21 protein-coding genes and 1 other annotated feature are annotated in these 21,874 nt (G+C 37.9%); of the genes, 3 read left to right on the forward strand and 18 right to left on the reverse strand.

The annotated features are described in order from the left end of the window. Positions 1-62 precede the first annotated feature (62 nt). From minD to C564_RS0103110, 10 genes are all read right to left on the reverse strand, one after another. Entirely contained in the window at positions 63-866 is an 804-nt protein-coding gene (gene minD / locus C564_RS0103065) for a septum site-determining protein MinD (protein WP_003200838.1), read from the reverse strand. 2 nt (positions 867-868) lie between these two features. Next, positions 869-1,555 (reverse strand): septum site-determining protein MinC, encoded by a 687-nt coding sequence (minC, locus tag C564_RS0103070; protein ID WP_018764384.1) that lies wholly within the window; start codon positions 1,553-1,555, stop codon positions 869-871. Positions 1,556-1,590: 35 nt separating this feature from the next. Beyond that, a complete protein-coding gene (gene mreD / locus C564_RS0103075; protein ID WP_003200835.1) occupies positions 1,591-2,133 on the reverse strand; it encodes a rod shape-determining protein MreD in 543 nt (180 codons plus the stop codon). Positions 2,134-2,145: 12 nt separating this feature from the next. Further along, positions 2,146-3,000, reverse strand: a complete 855-nt coding sequence (mreC, locus tag C564_RS0103080; RefSeq protein ID WP_018764385.1) for a rod shape-determining protein MreC — start codon at positions 2,998-3,000, stop codon at positions 2,146-2,148. A gap of 41 nt (positions 3,001-3,041) precedes the next feature. Then, positions 3,042-4,058 carry a cell shape-determining protein MreB gene (gene mreB, locus C564_RS0103085; RefSeq protein ID WP_003200832.1) on the reverse strand — a complete coding sequence of 339 codons (1,017 nt, stop codon included), beginning with the start codon at positions 4,056-4,058 and terminating at the stop codon, positions 3,042-3,044. A 159-nt stretch (positions 4,059-4,217) separates the two neighbouring features. Next, positions 4,218-4,895, reverse strand: coding sequence for a RadC family protein (gene radC / locus C564_RS0103090; RefSeq protein WP_018764386.1), 678 nt, complete (start codon positions 4,893-4,895; stop codon positions 4,218-4,220). Between the two features lie 47 nt (positions 4,896-4,942). Continuing rightward, on the reverse strand, positions 4,943-5,518 hold the full coding sequence (locus C564_RS0103095; RefSeq protein WP_026008447.1) for a Maf family protein: 576 nt from the start codon (positions 5,516-5,518) through the stop codon (positions 4,943-4,945). A 198-nt stretch (positions 5,519-5,716) separates the two neighbouring features. Continuing rightward, entirely contained in the window at positions 5,717-6,676 is a 960-nt protein-coding gene (locus C564_RS0103100) for a hypothetical protein (RefSeq protein ID WP_018764388.1), read from the reverse strand. Positions 6,677-6,998: 322 nt separating this feature from the next. Next, entirely contained in the window at positions 6,999-8,300 is a 1,302-nt protein-coding gene (locus tag C564_RS0103105; protein ID WP_018764389.1) for a bifunctional folylpolyglutamate synthase/dihydrofolate synthase, read from the reverse strand. Between the two features lie 115 nt (positions 8,301-8,415). Beyond that, on the reverse strand, positions 8,416-11,061 hold the full coding sequence (locus C564_RS0103110) for a valine--tRNA ligase (RefSeq protein ID WP_018764390.1): 2,646 nt from the start codon (positions 11,059-11,061) through the stop codon (positions 8,416-8,418). 37 nt (positions 11,062-11,098) lie between these two features. Continuing rightward, positions 11,099-11,330, reverse strand: a binding site (T-box leader). Positions 11,331-11,608: 278 nt separating this feature from the next. Here C564_RS0103110 and C564_RS0103115 point away from each other — a divergent pair. After that, positions 11,609-11,803 (forward strand): hypothetical protein, encoded by a 195-nt coding sequence (locus tag C564_RS0103115; RefSeq protein ID WP_018764391.1) that lies wholly within the window; start codon positions 11,609-11,611, stop codon positions 11,801-11,803. 27 nt (positions 11,804-11,830) lie between these two features. Here the strand turns inward: C564_RS0103115 and ysxE are convergent, their stop codons facing one another. From ysxE to hemA, 8 genes are all read right to left on the reverse strand, one after another. Beyond that, on the reverse strand, positions 11,831-12,856 hold the full coding sequence (gene ysxE / locus C564_RS0103120; RefSeq protein ID WP_026008448.1) for a spore coat protein YsxE: 1,026 nt from the start codon (positions 12,854-12,856) through the stop codon (positions 11,831-11,833). Between the two features lie 78 nt (positions 12,857-12,934). Further along, a complete protein-coding gene (gene spoVID, locus C564_RS0103125; RefSeq protein ID WP_080740069.1) occupies positions 12,935-13,966 on the reverse strand; it encodes a stage VI sporulation protein D in 1,032 nt (343 codons plus the stop codon). Positions 13,967-14,146: 180 nt separating this feature from the next. Beyond that, the gene (gene hemL / locus C564_RS0103130) at positions 14,147-15,436 is read right to left on the reverse strand and encodes a glutamate-1-semialdehyde 2,1-aminomutase (RefSeq protein ID WP_018764393.1); all 1,290 of its coding nucleotides are present in this window, start codon (positions 15,434-15,436) and stop codon (positions 14,147-14,149) included. Further along, the gene (gene hemB, locus C564_RS0103135; RefSeq protein ID WP_006096072.1) at positions 15,436-16,425 is read right to left on the reverse strand and encodes a porphobilinogen synthase; all 990 of its coding nucleotides are present in this window, start codon (positions 16,423-16,425) and stop codon (positions 15,436-15,438) included. The genes hemL and hemB overlap by 1 nt, the downstream gene beginning before the upstream one ends. Positions 16,426-16,456: 31 nt before the next feature. Continuing rightward, positions 16,457-17,215, reverse strand: a complete 759-nt coding sequence (gene hemD / locus C564_RS0103140) for a uroporphyrinogen-III synthase (RefSeq protein WP_018764394.1) — start codon at positions 17,213-17,215, stop codon at positions 16,457-16,459. Positions 17,216-17,217: 2 nt separating this feature from the next. After that, entirely contained in the window at positions 17,218-18,147 is a 930-nt protein-coding gene (gene hemC / locus C564_RS0103145; RefSeq protein WP_003200809.1) for a hydroxymethylbilane synthase, read from the reverse strand. Between the two features lie 15 nt (positions 18,148-18,162). Continuing rightward, a complete protein-coding gene (locus C564_RS0103150) occupies positions 18,163-18,996 on the reverse strand; it encodes a cytochrome c biogenesis protein (RefSeq protein ID WP_006096075.1) in 834 nt (277 codons plus the stop codon). A 16-nt stretch (positions 18,997-19,012) separates the two neighbouring features. After that, positions 19,013-20,350, reverse strand: a complete 1,338-nt coding sequence (gene hemA / locus C564_RS0103155; RefSeq protein WP_018764395.1) for a glutamyl-tRNA reductase — start codon at positions 20,348-20,350, stop codon at positions 19,013-19,015. Between the two features lie 626 nt (positions 20,351-20,976). On the opposite strand from hemA, the gene C564_RS0103160 reads away from it, so the two are divergent. Then, complete coding sequence (locus C564_RS0103160; RefSeq protein ID WP_006096077.1) at positions 20,977-21,429, forward strand: MarR family winged helix-turn-helix transcriptional regulator; 453 nt, start codon at positions 20,977-20,979, stop codon at positions 21,427-21,429. 2 nt (positions 21,430-21,431) lie between these two features. Next, positions 21,432-21,848 carry an organic hydroperoxide resistance protein gene (locus C564_RS0103165; RefSeq protein ID WP_003200800.1) on the forward strand — a complete coding sequence of 139 codons (417 nt, stop codon included), beginning with the start codon at positions 21,432-21,434 and terminating at the stop codon, positions 21,846-21,848. Positions 21,849-21,874 lie beyond the last annotated feature (26 nt).

Consider the following 21,874-nt stretch of genomic DNA (forward strand, 5'->3'; position numbering starts at 1 on the left):
CCTAAGAGGAAGATATTCATGAGAATAAAAAAGAAAGCACCTCGCATACATGCGAAGTGCTTTTAACGAATTCCAAAGAAATTTTTCATCTTTGTAAAAACAGATACTTTTTCTTGCCCAAACGCTTGTAAAGGGACAGATTCACCTAGCAAACGTCTTGCAATATTCCGATAAGCTAATGATGCTTTTCCATTCGGCTGCAATGCTACAGGTTCACCTGTATTTGTAGCACGAATAACTTCATCATCATCCTCGACAACTCCGAGCAACTCAATCGAAAGTGTACGTACAATTTCATCTACATCTAGCATATCTTGCTCATGTAGCATATGGCTACGCACACGGTTAATAACAAGTTTTGGTGGTTCGATATCTTCTTTTTCTAAAAGCCCAATAATACGGTCTGCATCACGCATAGAAGATACTTCAGGCGTCGTTACAACAATTGCTTTATCCGCACCTGCCACCGCGTTTTTGAATCCCTGCTCAATACCAGCAGGACAATCAATTAATATGTAATCATAATCATAATCTTGACGTAATAGTTGTATTAACTCATCCATTTGTTCAGGTGTTACCGCTGACTTATCGCTCGTTTGTGCTGCAGGTAATAAATAAAGTTCATCAAAGCGCTTATCTTTTATAAGAGCCTGAGGTAAACGACAACGACCTTCGACGACATCAACAAGATCAAATACAATACGATTTTCTAGCCCCATTACTACGTCTAAGTTTCTTAGACCAATATCCGTATCAATTAAACATACTTTTTTCCCGGATAATGCTAAGGCTGTACCAATGTTTGCAGACGTTGTAGTCTTTCCTACCCCGCCTTTTCCAGATGTAATTACTATTGCCTCTCCCACAGCTATACAATTCCCCTTTCTAACTTTGTTAAATTAGGTCTAAGATGAGTGAGAAGTTGCAGGCGATCGACAACAATGTGATTGTTCTCATCAATATACGCACATTCCGCCGCCTCTGCTCCGTCTTCTTTCTCTTCCGGAGCCCGCATTGTCACATCACTAATTCGAAGTTGCATTGGATTCATAACAGATGCTGCAATGACAGCATCTGTATCCCCATAATATCCAGCATGCGCAATTCCTCGTAATGATCCAACGACAAAAATATTTCCCCCAGCGATAACCGTTCCGCCTGGATTGACATCTCCAATTAACAATAGATTTCCTTTTACATGCAATATTTGACCTGAGCGAACAATTTTGGAAACAGGGACAATTTCTGTTTCTTCTTTCCACGCTATTGCTTCAGCTTTTGTTATGACATCACTCTCAATGGAATCCACAACAAGATTTTTTTTATTACGAATCAAAGTGCGAATTTCTTCTTGCTGTACATCTGTCAAATAGCGATTACCAACCTTAACATGTACTTCGATTAATGAACGTCCATCACCATCGTAATAGTGAGTGGAAAGCTTTTCGTCCAGTTCTTGCAGTAATTCAGAGAATGAACAGCAATCATCTAAATGTAATGTCAGTCCATCTTTTGTCCCTTTTATCGTTATATTTTGTTGCTTTTTTTCTTCCACTAAAGTTCACCCCAACGATTCAATTCGACATAAAATTAGAAAATCCTTTTTTCTTTTTCTTCCATCGCTTTTGAAAGACGCACAAGATATCGTCTCAGTGGGAAACAAACTAGTAATAAGAAAATTCCATTTAACAATAAAGTAGCAAGGAGACGATCTGAGAAAAAGATATGCGCCGGTACATGAATACGTCCTAGTAGCGTTAAAAATCCATATACATAATACTCTAAGGCTGCAATTCCCGTTAATACGATAAAAGAAACAATAAATAAATTCAATTGCAATACTCTCATCGTACTATACACAAGATACGCCAAAATTGGATAAGCAAATATATATACACCAACAAGTTCTGTATATACAGTATCAAATAAAAAACCAAATAATAGCCCATAGTAAATACCTTGTAAAGGACTAAAATAAACGGTAATAAAACATAGCACAATCATAAAGAAATGCGGAGCTGCAATACTGTCTTTCCAAAACAATGCTGTTGGAACTACAGTAGAAAACATATTTTCGAATAAAAACACAAAAAGAAGCAGCAGAGGAAGAATTGCTCTTTTCAAAATAGCCATATCTTCTCCCCCTTACTGTTCTAACGCTGCTGAGGGCATAACTCTTTTTGTAACCATAATATGGTCTACATCATTTAAATCCGCAGCAGGTTTTACGTAAGCTGTTTGTGTTAATCCATATTCATCTGGTGCAACATCTACAATTTTCCCAATTACTAACCCTTTCGGGAAAATATCACTTAATCCTGATGTTACAACCGTTTGATCTTTTTCTACTTTTACATCAGATGGAATCTTTGTGAAAACAAGAGATTGTTTTTCCTTGTCGTATCCTTCAATCAATCCAAAAATACGCTCTTGCCCTTCTACTACAGCAGAAATACGATTTGTTCGATTCAGTGAACTCAATAATTCTACAGTTGATGTAAATTGAGACACACTTTTCACTCGTCCGACTAACCCTTTTGAAGTCATAACAGCCATATCCTTCTGGATTCCTTGCTGTGCACCTCTATCAATTCCGATTAAGTCATACCACTTGTCCGGATTGCGTGCAATCACTGTAGCTTGGATTGGCTTATAGTCACGAAGAGAATCTTTTTTATCAATCGTTTCACGAAGCTTCGCATTATCTTTTTCCAAATCTTTTACTTTCACGGATAATTCCGCATACTTATCTAATTTTTCTTTTAATGTTTTATTTTCTTCATACGTGCGCTTTACATCTTCTACGTTCTCAAAGAACCCGGCAACATAATTCGCTGGCTTTTGGAATACACGTTCTACAACACCGACAGTATCTTTTACAAACTGCTCTGGCCATGTTAGATTTTTCCGTTCTTTCAGTGAGATTCCAATCAATGCCACGAGAAGAATAATACTAACTAGCAAAACAATTAATCTTTTGTTTAAGAAAAACTGTGGCACGTTCACACCCTCTTAATTTCATTGATTTTTATTTTGGAATATTATCGAGCAGTTTTGAAAAGGTCGATATTATCTAAAGCTTTACCTGTTCCAATTGCTACACAGTCAAGTGGATTTTCTGCAACAAGAACTGGCATTTTCGTTTCTTCACTAATTACTTTGTCCAAGTTGCGAAGTAATGCACCGCCTCCTGTTAATACAATTCCACGGTCCATAATATCCGCTGCTAATTCAGGTGGCGTTTTTTCTAATGTGTTTTTCACTGATTCTACAATTGCATCTACTGTATCTTTTAACGCATCTGCAATCTCTTCTGGCTTGATTAATACTGTTTTTGGTAAACCACTTACTAAATCACGGCCACGAATTTCCATTGGCTCAATACCTTCTGGCTCGCCTGCAGAACCGATTTCTAATTTTAATGCTTCTGCTGTTCTTTCACCGATCATTAAGTTGTAGCTTTTCTTAATGTATTGAATGATTGAATCGTCCATATCATCACCAGCAACACGAACAGATTGACTTGTTACAATCCCGCCTAAAGAAATGATCGCAACTTCTGTTGTTCCGCCGCCAATATCAACAACCATACTACCAGTTGGTTCCCAAACAGGTAAGTTTGCACCGATTGCTGCTGCAAATGGTTCTTCAATTGGATATGCATCACGCGCACCTGCTTGGCGAGTTGCATCGATTACTGCACGTCTTTCTACAGCAGTAATACCAGATGGCACACATACCATTACATATGGCTTACGAGAGAAAAATCCATTTGATTTTTGCGCTTGTTGAATATAGTATTTCATCATTGTCGCTGTTGTTTCATAATCAGCGATTACACCATCTTTCATAGGGCGAAGAGCCACTACGTTTCCTGGTGTACGACCAATCATTTGTTTTGCATCGCTACCAACTGCAACGATTTGTTTCGAATCAGTTTGCAATGCTACAACTGAAGGTTCACGTAAAACTACACCTTTTCCTTTCACGTATACAAGCGTGTTTGCTGTTCCTAAATCAATTCCAAGATCACGAGTAAAACCACCAAATCCAAACATATCATCTATCTTCCTTTCTCATTTTCACGGACTCATTTTCTTACTTTATATTTATAATAAAACAGTACGTTTTTATATTTTCTATCCTTTATTGTAAGCGAATGCCTACAAAAAACTCATAAATCACATTATAAAACAAAATAAGTAAAAAGAATAGTCTTAAATATGACCTTTTTCTTTTAAACTCACGAATTTATGGTCGCCTATAATAATGTGATCAAGGACTTCAACCCCAATGATCCTTCCACATTCTACCAATCGTTTTGTCACTTCAATATCTTCCCGACTCGGCGTAGGATCTCCTGAAGGGTGGTTATGCAGACATATAATAGAGGCTGCTGCGCGACGAAAAGCTTCTTTGAAAACCTCGCGAGGATGCACAATTGAGGCATTTAAATTCCCAATAAACACAGTCTGCCGATGCATAACTTGATTTTTCGTATTCAAGTATAAACAGACAAAGTGCTCTTGTTGTAAAAAACGCATCTCTTCCATCATATAACTAGCGCAATCTTCTGGACTCCGAATACTATATCGATTTTGGTACTCTAAACGCACCATCCTTCTCCCTAGTTCAAAAGCAGCGATTAACTGAGAGGCCTTTGCTATTCCTACACCATGAATACTCGTCATCTCTTCTATTGTAGCATCTTTTAACATTCGTAATCCGTCAAAATGATATAAAATTTGATCCGCTAATGTTAGAACTGATTCTTCTTTAGAACCAGTTCTAAGTAGCACTGCGAGAAGTTCCCGATTCGATAAACTGCTTGCTCCTTCTACTAATAAACGCTCCCGTGGTTGTTCTTCTTTCAAAACATCACGAATACCGTTCATATTTTCACTCCTTTTTCAATTTTTCGCAAAGAAAACCCCATGCAATTTTACGCATGGGATGCATCATTATCGAACTGTTTTAATTCACGAACAAGTCGTGCAATTGGTAATCCCACTACACTGTAGTAATCTCCCTGAATATGTTGAACAAAGATAGAACCTTTTCCTTGAATACCGTAACTTCCAGCCTTATCAAGTGGTTCTTTCGTCGCAATATACGCATCAATCTCTTCTTCTGTTAACTCCCAAAACGTAACTTCTGTACGTTCGTAGAAAGTTACTGTTTTTTCTTTTGAAATGAGCGCAACGCCTGTATATACTTCATGTGTTTTTCCTGATAATAGCTGCAGTATTTCTTTCGCTTCCGCTTCATCTTTAGGCTTTCCAAGAATACGCGATTCATATGTAACAATTGTATCTGCACCTAATACCACACTATCTTCGTGATTTTCTACTACAGCAGACGCTTTTTGCAAAGCAAGTGACATCACAATATCAGCGGGCGATGAATACGCACCGATTGTTTCTTCTATTTCACTCACAACAATTTCAAATGGTACACCCGCTAGTTCAAGTAATTCCTTCCGGCGCGGCGACCCAGATGCTAAAATAAGTTTTTTCATATATGCTCCTTTCTTACATAAAGCAGAAAAATATAGCTTGATCGTATCAAACAAATACCTTTCCTACAAATTGCAAAAACATCATTTTCTTTTTAAGAAATGATGTTTTCTCACTATAAGGTGAAAACATTTCTATAGCTATATAATTCAAAAGAAAAGAAAGAAGTATGCATACTTCTTTCCTCTTATTCCATTATCCTACTCTTTGGCTTTTTGCGAAACCACTTTTTCATAAGAAAGCAAACCATCAATGATAACTTGATTCAATTTAGCTACTGCTTCTTTATCAGTCTTTCCTTCTTTTATTGTTTGCACAGCTACTGATGCATACGTATATACTTTTTTTACATCCTCACGCTTAATTGATTTCCCCTCTTTTTCAATTGCCTTCCATTCCTTTTCAATCGCTTCTATTTCTTTTGAATTACTTTTACTTCCAGGTTGTATACTAGTCGCGTATTTTACAAAATGGACGTATAAGAGTTGCAACTTACTTAACAATGGACCAGATTCTTTATCGCTTTTCAGCAATGCCCGATCTGTAATTTCCCATTTCTTTTTCAAAACTGATACGCCATCTTTCTTATATTGTCCGATTAATTTATCTAGCGATTGCTCATCACTTGCAATTCCAACTACAAGTGAATACTTATCATCAGTCGGTTTAATCGCTGCTATGCTCCCATTGTCTTTCCATTCCTGAGTAGCTGCCTGTCCTTTTTCTTCAGAAGAATAGAGACCTCCCTGAACGAAATATAAAGTGATTGGTTCTAAAGCAGCTGTATTCTCCACCTTTTGTTTTTCTTCTTTTTTCTCTCCAGCTGTTACTTCTTTTTGCTCTGCTCCATTATTCTTTTCTCCACTTGTTATCGTAGCTTCCCGAACTGTACCTTGTCCCGTTAACAAGTGAAGCATTCCCATCCCTAACACTGTGCCAATGATAACCGCAGTAGCAACTGTAAAAACAAGCACATTATTCCATTTCTTTCGGTGCTGCCGGATAGATGGTAACTTGTTTTTTTGAAAGGGCACTACATTTTGCGACGTTTCACTATCAACTACCATCCAATCAAATTCTTCCTTTTCTTTCTGCTTTTCTTCATACTTTGCTTCCGTTCCGTTTACTTTAACCGAGATTGTTCGTGATTGCTTGTCCATACCCTCACACCTCACCTCTTATCATTGTCCGCATCATATCATATTCACTTCACAAAAAAACGAGATATCTGTCGGAGGGATTCGTCAAATTTTCCCATATAGTTATCTTATCCCGCATTAATAGGCAGTAATATCCCCTACCTCAAAATTGCGGATCAAAATTATGAAGGTTGCTAGGGGATAAACTGCCCCTAAAAGCCCGATTGGTGAAGGCTAACCATCAGTGGGAAATAAAAAAACCTCCACTGATGGAAGTTTCACTTTATATGTATGTATTTGACTTCATTTGTAGAACAAAAAACTAGGGCAGCAAGTTGCTGTCCTAGTTTTTTTCACGAATGTATTTTCTAACTTCTGAAATAAAGTAAAGAGAGCCTGTTATGATGAAAACATCATTTTCTTGGAGGTTGTTCATTTTCGCATCAATAGCTTCTTTCCAATTCTCAAAAACTTGTTTTGTTTCCTTACGTGAGTAAGCTGCAAGCTCCTCAGCAGAAATCGCACGATCAAATGTGAATGTTGTAAAAGTCATTTCATCTGCAATTGTTTCTAATTGCCCTACCATATTGTCTAGCTGTTTATCACCTAAAGCGGTAAATAAAACAAGGATGTTTTTATCGTTATAATGATCCTTTACTGTTTTCACAAGGCTTGCAATTCCTTCTGGATTATGAGCGCCATCTATAATTACGTCCGGATTGCTTTGCAGTCGTTCAAATCGGCCAATCCAATATGCTTCACTTAATCCTACGCCAATATGCTCTTCCTCCATTAAGAATGATAGGTATGTTTTAAGATACATAATCCCCATCAACGCCAATGCTGCATTTCCGACTTGATGACTTCCTTTCATCGAAATCTGAACTTCCTCAAATGAAGCAAACGGGCAAGAAAAATCAAAATGCTCTCCATCTTCATCGGAACGCCGATGAACAGCTGTAAATTGCTTTCCAAACTCATATAGATTTGCATTCTTTTCCTGAGCAACCTTTTGGATAACCTCAAGTGCTTCTTCATCCTGCACACCAGTAATAACAGGAACTCCTGATTTAATAATTCCTGCTTTTTCGTACGTAATTTCAGCTAATGTATTCCCTAAAATATGCATATGATCATGGCCGATATTTGTAATCATTGTAAGAACTGGATGAACTACATTTGTAGAATCAAAACGACCACCAAGCCCTGTTTCAAACAAGACGATGTCACAGAAGTTTATTTTACCAAAATAGCAGATTGCCATTACTGTAATAATTTCAAACTCCGTTGCTTCTCCTAAATCTGTTTCATCTAATTTTTCAACAACCGGTTTTACCATATTTACAAGCACAGTAATTTCTTTATCTGCAATCGGTGTACCGTTAACACTAATTCGCTCATTAAATGTTTCAATGTATGGAGACGTAAATGTACCAACTTTATATTTTCCCGCCTCTAGCATATAACGCATATATGTTAAAGTTGAACCTTTTCCATTTGTTCCTGCAAGATGAACGCATTTTATGTGACGCTCAGGATTTCCAAGCTCCCCTAGCATCCACTGCATTCTCTCTAATCCTGGTTTAATTCCAAACTTTAATCGGCTATGAATCCAATCTATCGCTTCTTCGTATGTATGTACCACGCTTGCCATTCCCCTTTCAAATCAATAAAAAAGAACTAAAACAAAGAATTATCCTAGCTCTATTATACGCAAATAAAAGAGACTCACCAATATGGCGAGTCTCTTTCGAATGACTTTATTTTTGAAGATCAGCTAGACGTTGACGAACTGCTTCGCGTTTTTCTAGATAATCTTGCTCTTTTGCACGCTCTCCTTCAATAACTGCCGCTGGTGCTTTTGCTACGAAACCTTGGTTTGCAAGTTTCTTCTGTACACGTTCTACTTCTTTATCGAACTTCTCAAGTTCTTTTTCAAGACGCGCTTTCTCTTCATCAAGATTGATAAGATCAGTTAACGGTAAGAATAACTCTGCACCTGATACGATTGCAGTCATCGCTTTTTCTGGCGCTTGTAAATCAGTCTTAATTGTTAATTCACTTGGATTACAGAAACGCTCAATGTAAGAGCTGTTTTTCATAAGCTGTGCTAGTACTGCTTCGTCTTTTGCTTTAATTTGCATTTGAACTTTTTTGCTCATTGGCGTATTTACTTCAGCACGAATGTTTCGAACAGAGCGAATGATATCAACTAGAAGGTGCATTTCTGCTGCCGCTTCTTTATCTTGTAAATCTTCGCGAACTGTCGGCCATGCTGCTACTGTAATAGATTCACCTTCATGCGGTAAGTGTTGCCAAATCTTCTCTGTTACGAATGGCATGAATGGGTGTAGTAGACGCATCGTTTGGTCTAGTACGTATGCTAGAATTGAACGAGTTGTTTTCTTAGCCACTTCATCTTCACCGTATAATGGAAGTTTCGCCATTTCAATATACCAATCACAGAAATCATCCCAAATGAAGTTGTATAATGAACGGCCAGCTTCACCGAACTCATATTTATCCATGTTACGTGTTACACTTTCAATCGTTTCATTTAAGCGGGTTAAAATCCACTTATCTGCAACTGATTTTTCACCAGTTAAATCGATATCTTCATGTTTCATGTCATCCATGTTCATTAATACGAAACGGGATGCATTCCAAATTTTATTAATGAAGTTCCAAGTAGATTCTACTTTCTCCATGCTGAAGCGTAAATCTTGTCCTGGTGCACTTCCTGTTGATAAGAAGAAGCGCATTGCATCTGCACCGTACTTATCAATAACATCCATTGGATCAATACCGTTACCAAGAGATTTACTCATTTTACGTCCTTGCTCATCACGAACTAAACCGTGAATTAATACGTCTTTAAATGGGCGCTCTCCTGTAAACTCTAAACCTTGGAAAATCATACGAGATACCCAGAAGAAGATGATATCATAACCAGTTACTAGAGCATCTGTTGAATAGTAACGTTTGAAGTCTTCTGCATCTTCATTCGGCCAACCAAGTGTTGAGAATGGCCATAACGCTGAGCTAAACCATGTATCAAGTACGTCGTTATCTTGATTCCAGTTTTCAATATCTGCTGGTGCTTCCGTACCTACGTATACTTCACCAGTTTCTTTATGATACCAAGCTGGAATGCGGTGTCCCCACCATAATTGACGAGAAATACACCAGTCGTGAATGTTTTCCATCCAGCGTAAGTATGTGTTCTCGAAACGCTCTGGTACGAACGTTACTTTTTCTTCTTCTTTTTGTTGAAGTTCTACTGCCTTTTCTGCAAGTGGTCCCATTTTTACGAACCATTGTGTTGATAAGTAAGGCTCAACAACTGCACCGCTACGCTCACTATGTCCTACTGAATGCATATGAGGCTCGATTTCTACTAATACACCAGCATCTTGTAAGTCTTTTACTAACTCTTTACGGCATTCGAAACGATCCATACCGTTATACTTACCAGCTTTTTCGTTCATCGTTCCATCTTCGTTCATTACTAAAATACGAGGTAAGTCATGACGGTTACCTACTTCAAAGTCATTCGGATCGTGAGCTGGTGTAATTTTCACAACGCCTGTTCCGAAATCTTTTTCTACGTACTCATCAGCAATAATCGGAATTTCACGGCCTACGATTGGAAGTGTAACTGTTTTTCCGATTAAATGCTTGTAACGATCATCTTCTGGATGAACTGCTACTGCTGTATCGCCAAGCATTGTTTCTGGACGAGTTGTCGCAAGTCGAATGTGACCAGATCCATCTGTCAATGGGTAGTTCATATGGTAGAATGCACCTTGAATCTCTTTATGAATTACTTCAATATCAGAAAGAGCTGTGCGTGTTGCTGGATCCCAGTTGATAATATATTCACCGCGGTAAATTAAACCTTTTTCGTATAATTGAACGAATACTTTATTAACCGCATCAGATAAACCTTCGTCTAATGTAAAGCGCTCACGAGAGTAATCTAATCCTAAACCAACTTTTCCCCATTGCTGACGAATGTGAGAAGCATATTCTTCTTTCCATTCCCATGCTTTCTCAAGGAATTTCTCACGGCCAAGATCGTAACGTGAAATACCTTCTTCACGAAGTTTTCCTTCTACTTTTGCCTGTGTTGCGATACCAGCATGGTCCATTCCTGGAAGCCATAATACATCGTAACCTTGCATACGCTTTGTACGCGTCAAAATATCTTGAAGCGTCGTATCCCAAGCGTGCCCTAAGTGCAGTTTACCTGTTACGTTTGGAGGCGGGATTACAATTGTATACGGCTGTTTTTCCGCATCTCCTTTTGCTTCGAAATATTTGCCGTCTAGCCACCATTTATAAAGGCCTTCTTCAACGGACATATGATCATATTTAGTCGGTAAATTCTTTTCCGTATTTGACATTATTTTCCCTCCTTAAAATAAAAAATGCCCCTCATCCAAAAAGGACGAGGGACATCGTGGTACCACCTTTATTTACAAACAAATTCAAAATTTGCTTATACTCTTAATTTGATAACGGACAGATCCGTCTTTTCCTAATGAGAATGACTCCGTTCAGAAAAGATGCTCCAGAGCTACCTTCTAACATGACTATCTAGAGAATCTCACAGCTAATAATTCTCCTCTCTGCAGACGTTTAATGTTATACTCTTCCCCTTCAACGCATTTATATAATTGTTATTTATTATATACAATAGTGTAAAAAACGAAACCATATTCGTCAAGATAAAAATATTTTTCAGCAAGTTTCTACAATTAATAAATTCTATTTTGATAAAAACAACATACAATTACCAATCAGCTTAACTAAATTCCCTGTAATATATACACGGAAAATGAAGGTATGCAGCACAAGCACCTTAGGTACTTACCCCGCATACTGTAATATTACCCTTTCATCTTTTAAGGTTCATGTGCAGCAATAGCCTTTCTATACGGAGGAATGATTATGCGACGATACCGACGCACCTACAATTTTTCGGCCCCTTCATGGGTTAGAAATTTACAAACGATGTTTGCTGATTTTGCAATTCCCCTTACGATTTTCCAAGGGATTCGTACATTACTACTTCCAACTTTCTTAGATTTCATCATCCTTATCATCTTTGTTGTAGCAACGATTCGCTTGCATTTTCAGCCGTAGCCTCAAGGACACTTGAGACTACGGCTGTTACTCATTCCCTTGCTGCGCTGCTTGAAATTGTGAAATAAAATACTCTATATTACTTACAAGCCAATGCGCTTGTTGTAACATTTTCACACCTTGAAGTTCTTGCTTTTCACTACGGCTCTGCTGTTTGCTTGTATAAGATTGGATTTGTCGAATAAATGGGGACGGATATGTTAGATACGCAAACATAAGGAGTTGTTCTTCTTTCGTAAACGGAAAATTCTTTTGATACACCTGATACCATTCAAAGCGATCGCTTCTCGTAATTGGATATGTGTTCAATGAGCGGGAATAAAAGCGAACAAGATCTTGAACTGGTGTTGCAAATTGAGACCTTTCTAAACTAATAAAATAACCATTTCGTTCATAATCGAATAAAAAATGATTCATCGATACATTGCCATGAATAAAAGAAACTCGTGTTTTTTCTTTTTCTTTCATCGCTTCATTCCACTCCGAAAGCTGTTTCGTTGCAAATTCACGCGCCCTCATCACATGATGAAAATACGTACAATACTGCAATTCAAACGGCGACATATACCATTTCGCCTCAGACTCTACGAGGAATTGCTCTAAGAATTCTCCATCTTTCTCCCAACGATCAGAGACATTTGTATAATGCTCCTCTAACGCTTCTTCAGTATACGTTTCTTCTTTTACCGTCCTTTGATGAAGCAGCGCTAGCGTCTGAAACATTTTATGATATTGATCATTGTCCTCTCCGTTCCCTTCTGCTCGCTCAAGCCAAGGCATTAAATAATAACTATATGTTTCGTCACTCAAAATATGATTTCCATCTGTCGCATGGTAAATCGGTACATAATGTGTAAATCCCTTTTCACGTAAAAATTGAACATGATACATTAAATTATTTCGCTTCAATCGATGAGATGGTAATTTTTTCAATGCATATGGACCTTGATTCGTATAAATTTTTATTACACTCCCATGCTCTTCCATATGGTGGGCATCCAATTGATACCGCTGTACGATCGGCGCATAACGATCTCGCAATTCTATATCCATACGAATGATCCTTTCTCATTCAAAAACGTAAGATGAACTATGGTAAAAGAAAAGAGATGAGTGGAGAAAATTCTCCACTCACTTTGTTTTTGCTTTTGACACAGGTATATATATAATTTGCCCTGCAGTTAAATATACATCATCTGTTTGATTCACACGATGTAAATGCTGGACCGACGTTTCATATCGATCCGCAACCGATTCAATTGTATCCCCTTCTTGCACAAAATACATACGTAATTTCGTAAATTCTTCTTCCGGCTCTTTCGTAAACAATTTTGTTAAATATAATGCATTTTCATCCCGTTGTGAGTATGCCGTTTCTGCTTCTTCCTGTAATTCCTTTTCCTTCTTTTTCTGAAAATCCTTCCGGCCAAAGAATTCAAACTGTGGTGTAGTTTCTTTTGCTTCCTCTTCTCGTTCTTCCTCTTCATGTTCTTCTAGATCTTCTACCTCTTCTTCTAATTCTTGTTCTTTGCGCTCCTCTAATTGGAAAGGCTCAAATGCATAATCTTCCCATCCGTTTGATTCTGTATGAACTGTTACTTCTTCCACTTCTACCGGCAATGTATCCTCATCCACCAGTTTTATTTCCTCGGTTCTATCAACTTCCACATTCTCTATCTCTTCCTCTTGCACTTCATTCTGTATTCTCTCATCCTCACATAATCCAGATATCGATATGTCCGCTAATAGCTGTAAACAACCATTTTCCTTTAATTCATAATCGAATTCCTCAATGGAAACATACAATTCTTCAACTTGTTTCACTCGGTTTCGTGGAATCGAAATTTCTAACGGAAAAGAGTGCACAAGTTCGTTTACACCATCTTCTCGCGTTTCTACATAATCAATGGATTTCGCTGGAGATAAATCTCGTAATGAAAACGCAGAATCATCTTGCCTTGCAACATATTCTCCCGTTAAATCCAATTGACCTCTCACAATTACTTCGTATTCAAGCTCTTCTATCTCAACGTCTGGATCTAACGAAATTGACAAAAGTTCTTCGACTTCCTGTCCTTTTTGGAACCAAACCGATTCTTTTAATGAAAAACGTAATGAATGATCTGTTGCCACTTCTTTTCCCCCTCCCAAACTGTATGTCATTACAGGTTTATGTGTCTCGGAATCATTTTATGAGTAAAAAATCGAACTGCACATGTGATCTTCCTATTCATTTTTCATATATCGACGCTTTTTAAAATATATCGGCATTCCGACAATATGCGACATGATCTCTAGTCATTAATAAAAAGGTTGCCAGGACGATCCCGGCAACCTTTTTATTTACGCTTTTAATTTCGACATCGCAATTTCTGCCGCTGCAATTGTCGCTTCAATATCTGCATCACTATGTGCTGTTGATAAGAATAATCCTTCAAATTGAGAAGGTGGTAAGAATACACCTTGCTCTACCATTTCACGATAGTAAGCTGCGAAGAACTCTAAGTTAGACGTTTTTGCTGCATCGTAGTTAATAACTGGTTCATTCGTGAAGAATATACCTATCATTGAACCTGCGCGGTTTATATGATGCGGAATACCGTGTTTTTCAGCCGCTTTACGCAGGCCATTTTCTAACATTTCAGCTTTACGCTCAAACTCTTGATAACACTCTGGCGTTAATTGTACTAATGTTTCATAACCTGCAGTCATTGCTAAAGGATTACCAGATAATGTACCTGCTTGGTAAATCGGTCCGCTCGGTGCAACTTGGCGCATAATTTCCGCTTTACCACCGTATGCTCCTACTGGTAGGCCGCCACCGATTACTTTTCCTAAACAAGTTAAATCAGGTGTTACACCGTAATAACCTTGTCCACAGTTGTAAGCAACGCGGAATCCTGTCATCACTTCATCAAAAATAAGCAATGCACCATTTTGCTCTGTCACTTCACGAAGTCCTTCTAAAAATCCTTGTTGTGGTGGAACTACTCCCATATTCCCTGCCACTGGCTCTACGATAACACAAGCAATATCGTCACCGAATTGCTCGAACGCATATTTTACACTCTCCAAATCGTTATACACTACTGTAATCGTATTTTTCGCTACACCTTCAGGTACACCTGGGCTATCTGGTAAACCAAGCGTCGCAACACCTGAACCTGCTTTAATTAATAGCGAATCACCATGACCATGGTAACAACCAATAAATTTCAAAATTTTATTACGACCTGTATAACCACGTGCTAGACGAAGGGCACTCATCGTCGCTTCTGTTCCTGAATTTACCATACGTACAATTTCAATCGATGGCACACGCTCAATTACAAGCTGCGCTAATTTATTTTCAATCTCTGTTGGCGCACCAAAGCTCGTTCCTTTTTCAGCAACAGCTTTTAATGATTCCACAACACGTTCATTTGCATGTCCGTGAATAAGCGGTCCCCATGATAATACGTAGTCGATATATTCGTTCCCGTCAATATCATACACTTTAGAGCCTTTTCCGCGCTCCATAAAAAGCGGATTCATACCAACGGACTTAAATGCACGAACTGGGCTATTTACGCCGCCAGGCATTAAATCTTGCGCTGTTTCAAACGCTTCAATCGATTTATCAAACTTTTTCATTATTGTATTCCTCCTTCTTGTAACCATCGTGCTGCGTCTTTCGCATGATACGTAATAATTAAATCTGCTCCTGCACGTTTCATGCTCAATAGTTTCTCAAGTACAATCTCTTTTTCATTAATCCAACCATTTTGCGCTGCCGCTTTAATCATTGAGTATTCTCCGCTCACATTATAAGCCACGATTGGTAAATTGAAATTGTTTTTCACATCGCGAATGATATCTAAGTAAGAAAGGGCCGGTTTTACAATTAAGAAATCCGCTCCTTCCATTACATCTGATTCAGCCTCACGGAATGCTTCCATACGGTTTGCTGGATCCATTTGATACGTTTTACGATCACCAAATTGCGGTGCACCGTGCGCAGCATCGCGGAATGGACCGTAAAATGCAGACGAGTATTTCACAGCGTATGACATAACCGGTACGTGTGCAAAACCGTTCTCATCTAACGCATGGCGAATCGCCGTTACAAATCCATCCATCATGTTAGATGGTGCGATAATATCTGCTCCTGCTTTTGCTTGGCTCACTGCTGTTTTTGCAAGAACTTCAAGTGATTCATCATTTAAAATGATTCCATCCTCAATAACCCCGCAATGCCCATGGCTTGTATATTGGCATAAACATGTATCCGCCACTACTACTAACTCTGGAAACTGCTCTTTAATTTGTTTGATCGCACGTTGTACAATGCCGTGTTCACAAAATGCAGAAGATCCAACTTCATCTTTTTCAGCAGGCAAACCAAATACGATAACAGAACGAATACCTAAATCTACCACTTCTTGCATTTCAGCTTGCAGAAGATCTAAAGAAATTTGATATACATCCGGCATAGAAGGAACTTCGTTACGAACATTCTCTCCTTCTAATACAAAAATAGGATAAATAAAATCTTCTGTATGTAAAAATGTTTCACGTACAAGCGCACGCATATTTTTGCTTTGTCTTAAACGACGATGACGATTAAATTGTAAAGAATTCATAGATTTCTATCTCCCATTCTTTTTATTTAGACTATGCATTTTGATTATATTTTGAAATGCACTGTATTAATGCTTCTACTGTATATTCTTTTGGAACGATTACACCAGCAAAATAACGCCTTGCCTCTTGCTCTGTTATCGGTCCTATACAAGCAATTGTACATTTTTTTGTCCATTCTCTCCAGTTTGTGCCCTCAAGTAATTTCACAAAGCTTGTAACAGTAGAGGGACTCGTAAATGTAACAACATCTACCTTACCTAACTCTAGAGCTGCGATAAGGTCTAGCTGCTTCTCATGATTTGTTTTCGTTTCATACACGACAAATTCTTCTAAAAACACATCAAGATCGCGGAGTTTATTTGGAATAATATCTCTAGCTAAATTCCCTTTTGGAAATAAAATGCGTTCTGTCCCGTTTAACTCTCTTACAAATTCTAAAACGAAAGCTTCCGCGACAAAAGTCTTTGGGACAAAATGAACCTCATAACCCCGCTTTTCTAATTCTTGTCCTGTTTTCACCCCTACTGCAGCAATGCGAACAGTAGGGGGTATTTCCTGACACAAACCATCTAAAAAAAAACTCACACCATTTTTACTCGTAAAAATAACCCAGTCATATGTATGAAGCTGCTGAGATATACCTTGAAATTCCTGCTGAGATACACCTTCTATATGCAAAAGCGGAATTTCCAATGGAATTCCGCCCTGTTTTTTCACCGCTACACTCATTTGTTTTGCTTGATGCTGGGCACGCGTAATCAGTACTGTTTTGCCAGCAAGAGCATCCATGATTAATGTTGCTCCTTATTCGCAGCAAGAATGAGCTCTTTTGCTCCTTGCTTAATTAAACGATCCGCTGCCTCTAAGCCAACTTGCTCTGGATTCACACCTGTGACAATTTCTTTTAACAAGACTGAACCATCCATAGAACCGACAAGAGCTGTTAATTCAATTTCATCATTCTTCTGAAGCGTTGCATAACCAGCGATCGGTACTTGGCAACCACCTTCAAGTTTATGAAGGAATACTCGTTCAGCCGCTACTGTTCGTTCTGTTACAGCATCATTCATATGTGATAATAATTGCAATAGATCTGCATCATCCTCACGACATTCAATCGCTAAGGCACCTTGTCCTACAGCTGGTACACATAATGTTTCATCTAAGTGTTCTGTAATTACATCATCATCCCAGCCCATTCTCTGCAATCCAGCCGTTGCTAAAATGATTGCATCATAATCTTCTTCTTTTAATTTACGTAATCTCGTATCAATATTTCCACGAATCCACTTCACTTGTAAATCTGGTCTAGCAGCGAGTAACTGCGCACTACGTCGTAAACTACTCGTACCAAGAATTGCACCTTCTGCTAAGTCCTCAAATGATTCCCCGTTTTTTGAGATGAACGCATCACGCGGATCGACACGCTTTGGTATACACCCAATTGTTAATCCATCTGGAAGTACAGCTGGCATATCCTTCATACTATGTACAGCCATATCGATTTCTTTCATAAGTAGTGCGTGTTCAATTTCTTTTACAAACAAGCCTTTCCCACCTACTTTAGAAAGCGTCACATCTAAAATAACATCACCTTTTGTAACAATTTCTTTCACTTCAAATTCATATGGTAAACCAAGCGCTTTTAATTGATCAATAAACCAATTTGTTTGTGTTAATGCTAGCTTACTCTTTCTTGAACCTACAATAATTTTGCGCATAATGTTCTCTCCTCATTATAAATACCAAAAGTGGAAGTTGGATAAACTGCTTAATAGAAAAATATTGATTAACATAACGAGAAAGGCTCCAATGTTCCAGTTTATAATTTTCTTACCTTGCAATATATCTGACCCTCGTAAATATAGACCCATGCAATAGACAAACAAAACAACAAAAGACCCGATTACTTTCGTGTCATACCAATGGAAATTATCTAGTTTTGTATATCCCCATATACATCCAAGCAAAATAGCTAATAGGAAAAACGGAACAGAAAATAAATTTAATCCATATGACATCGACTCAAGCTTCGGTAAGTTTCCTAACCTTCTTAATCTTGCATTCCATTTTTTTTGTTTTAATAATCGATATTGCAACAAGTACATAATGGAAAAAATAAACGATACTGTAAACGCCGCATAGGAAATAATCGCCATTCCTACATGCACGTATACAAGCTCTGAAACTAATTGATGTGCGAGTACAGGCGACATTTTTCCGAGCGGAGTGAAAATAGAAAAAGCGCTTACGCCAAAAGCAATGACATTTGTAAAAAAGACTAAAAAGTCAATGCGCATAAATCGATTGATTACGAGTGACATTGTAATTAATAGCCACACATAAAAATAAATCCCTGACAATAATGTCAAAATCGGATTCGTCTCTGATTCCATAGCTCGAAGTAACATAAAAATAGACTGTAATACCCATACAATCGCAAGTAACCAAAAAGCAATTCGATTCGCCTTTCGGTTACTTTGGAAATAATCTATAAAATATAAACTAATGCTACAAGCATATAAAATAATTGCGATATGATAAATAATACTATTATTTAAAAAACCCATCCGATCATCCTTCCAGTTATAAAGATGGAACGGATGCTGTCCACACTCGTTTATGCTCTGGTTCTTCAATATGTTCCATGGCCGCTTCTTGCACTTCTAAATCAAAAATTTTCGCAAATAAAGCGAGCTTTTCCGTAGCTCCCTCTTCGGCCGCTAACTCTTTCGCTACTAAAATTGGATCCTTTAGCAGTTGATTGATAATACTTTTCGTATGCTTACTAATCACTTTTCTTTCACGATCACTAAGCGTTGGAATTTTTCGTTCAAGACTTTGCATCGTATCACTTTGAATCGCTAATGCTTTATCACGTAAAGCTGATATTAAAGGAACAACGCCAAGCGTATTTAACCAAGCTTTAAATATAACGATTTCCTCTTCAATCATAAGCTGAATTTTTTCCGCCTCTTTCAAACGTTCAGCACGATTGGCTTCTACTACACCTTGTAAATCATCAATATCGTACAAGAAAGAACCTTCTAGCTCATCGATTGTCGGATCAATATCACGCGGCACTGCAATATCTACCATAAATAATGGACGACCACAGCGTATACGCTCCACTCTTGTCATCATTTCTTTCGTAATCACGTAATCTGAAGCACCAGTTGAACTAATTAAAATATCCGCTTCTAAAAGCGCACACTGCAATTCACTTAACGGTTTTGCATGCCCCATATATTTCTCGGCCATTGTTTCCGCTTTCGTAAACGTACGGTTCATAACGGTCACTTTACGAGCTCCGCTTCCATATAAGTTTTGCAGGGCAAGTTCACCCATCTTTCCAGCGCCAAGAATCAAAACATGACAGTCTGTTAAATCGCCGAAAATTTTCTTTCCAAGTTCAACAGCAGCATAGCTAACAGACATGGCACTTTCACCAATTGTTGTTTCTGAATGCGCACGCTTTGCTAACGTAATGACTTGTTTGAACAATTCATTAAAAATTGTCCCTGTTGCTTTCACTTTTTGCGCCTCTAAGAAGCTATTTCGAATTTGTCCTAAGATTTGTGTTTCACCCACTACCATAGAATCTAATCCGCACGTTACACGGAATAAATGTTCCACGGCACCATCTTGTTCAAAAATAGACAAATATGGTGAAACCTCTTCTATACCAAGCTGAAACCAATCAGCTAAAAATTTCTTAATGTAATATCGTCCCGTGTGTAATTGATCGACGACAGCATAGATTTCTGTGCGGTTACACGTTGATACAATGACATTTTCTAACACGCTCTTTTGATTTTGTAACGTTGTCATTGCCTGCTCTAACTCCGCTGCCTGAAATGTTAGTTTCTCACGAAATTCTACAGGGGCTGTTCGATAATTTACACCAACAACAAGAATATGCACGCAGCATGTCCCCCTTCAACCGTTTTATCACCTTATCTACTATCATAATACAACTTTCCTGTTATGAATCTGACAATCGTGTGAACATCAACAAATTATTTTTTCTGCTTTTCACACCTAGCAGGAAATACATTACTCATCTGACTATATAAATGCAAATTGAAAAAACGACATAAAACCTAATCTTTAGGTGGGAGAGAGCATCCAGCCACGCATAGAAGCGGTCAGATCCTCTCCCTGCCCCATGCCAAGTTAAAACAAAGAGAGAAAACGAGTACATGTCACCTTTTGTTCTTCATAACAGCGACTTATATGTTAGAAAATCAAAATGTATATATACCTTACTTTATAATCATTATAAAATAATAACTCTATTTGTACGTTACCAAAAAAATCTATCAGAATCAAGTGATGGAAACTATTCCATACGAATTGAAATACTCTCTTTCTCTATCTTCTTTCATCATACAGAAAAATATGTATGATTGTTCCAAAATGTAACAACTTCTTTCATGTGACACATTACTCAAAATTTTTTCGTTGCAATGTATTTGACATCTCATTTCTTTTTCGTTATATTTATTTTACAAAATTTAATTGTGCACAATTAAAAAGGAGGGATGCTCATGAAAGATAATCCTTTGCATCTCGATAATCAGCTTTGCTTTTCTATTTATGCTTGCTCTAGGGAAGTAACACGCTTTTATCGACCTTATTTAGAAGAAATGGGTATTACGTATCCACAGTACATTACATTATTAGTACTTTGGGAGCAAGATGGATTAACTGTAAAAGAAATTGGTGAACGTCTATTTTTAGATTCCGGCACTTTAACCCCTATGTTAAAACGCATGGAAACATTAGGATTAGTTAAACGTGTTCGTTCTAAGGAAGATGAACGCAAGGTGTGCATTGAACTAACAGAACAAGGACACGCTTTAAAAGAAAAAGCATGTTCATTGCCAAAAACCATTGCTATCAATTTAGGAATTACAGAGCAAGAATACCGATCATTATTAGTTCAATTAAATAAATTAATTGAAACCATGAAACCAATAAATGATAGAAAAGGGGAATAAGGATGGAAAAATTATACACAGCAACTGTAACTGCAACAGGTGGAAGAAACGGGAAAGTTGTTTCTGAAGACGGCATTCTAAACCTTGATGTGAAGATGCCAAAAGCATTAGGCGGTATGGGCGGCGAAGCAACGAACCCAGAACAATTATTTGCAGCTGGTTATGCAGCATGCTTTGATAGTGCATTACAACTTGTTATTCGTACAAAACGTGTAAAAGTAGAAAGTACAGAAGTGACAGCTCATATTTCAATTGGGAAAGATACGGACGGTGGTTTTGGATTATCTGCTGTACTTGATGTACGTGTAGCTGGCGTTTCTCATGCTGAAGCACGAGAGCTTGTAGAAGCTGCACATGGCGTATGTCCATATTCAAAAGCGACTAGAGGAAATATTGAAGTTACATTAAACGTACTATAAGTAAACAAAAAAACGTGCGACGAATC

This window comes from Bacillus sp. 105MF, assembly GCF_000374885.1.
Lineage (GTDB): Bacteria > Bacillota > Bacilli > Bacillales > Bacillaceae_G > Bacillus_A > Bacillus_A pseudomycoides.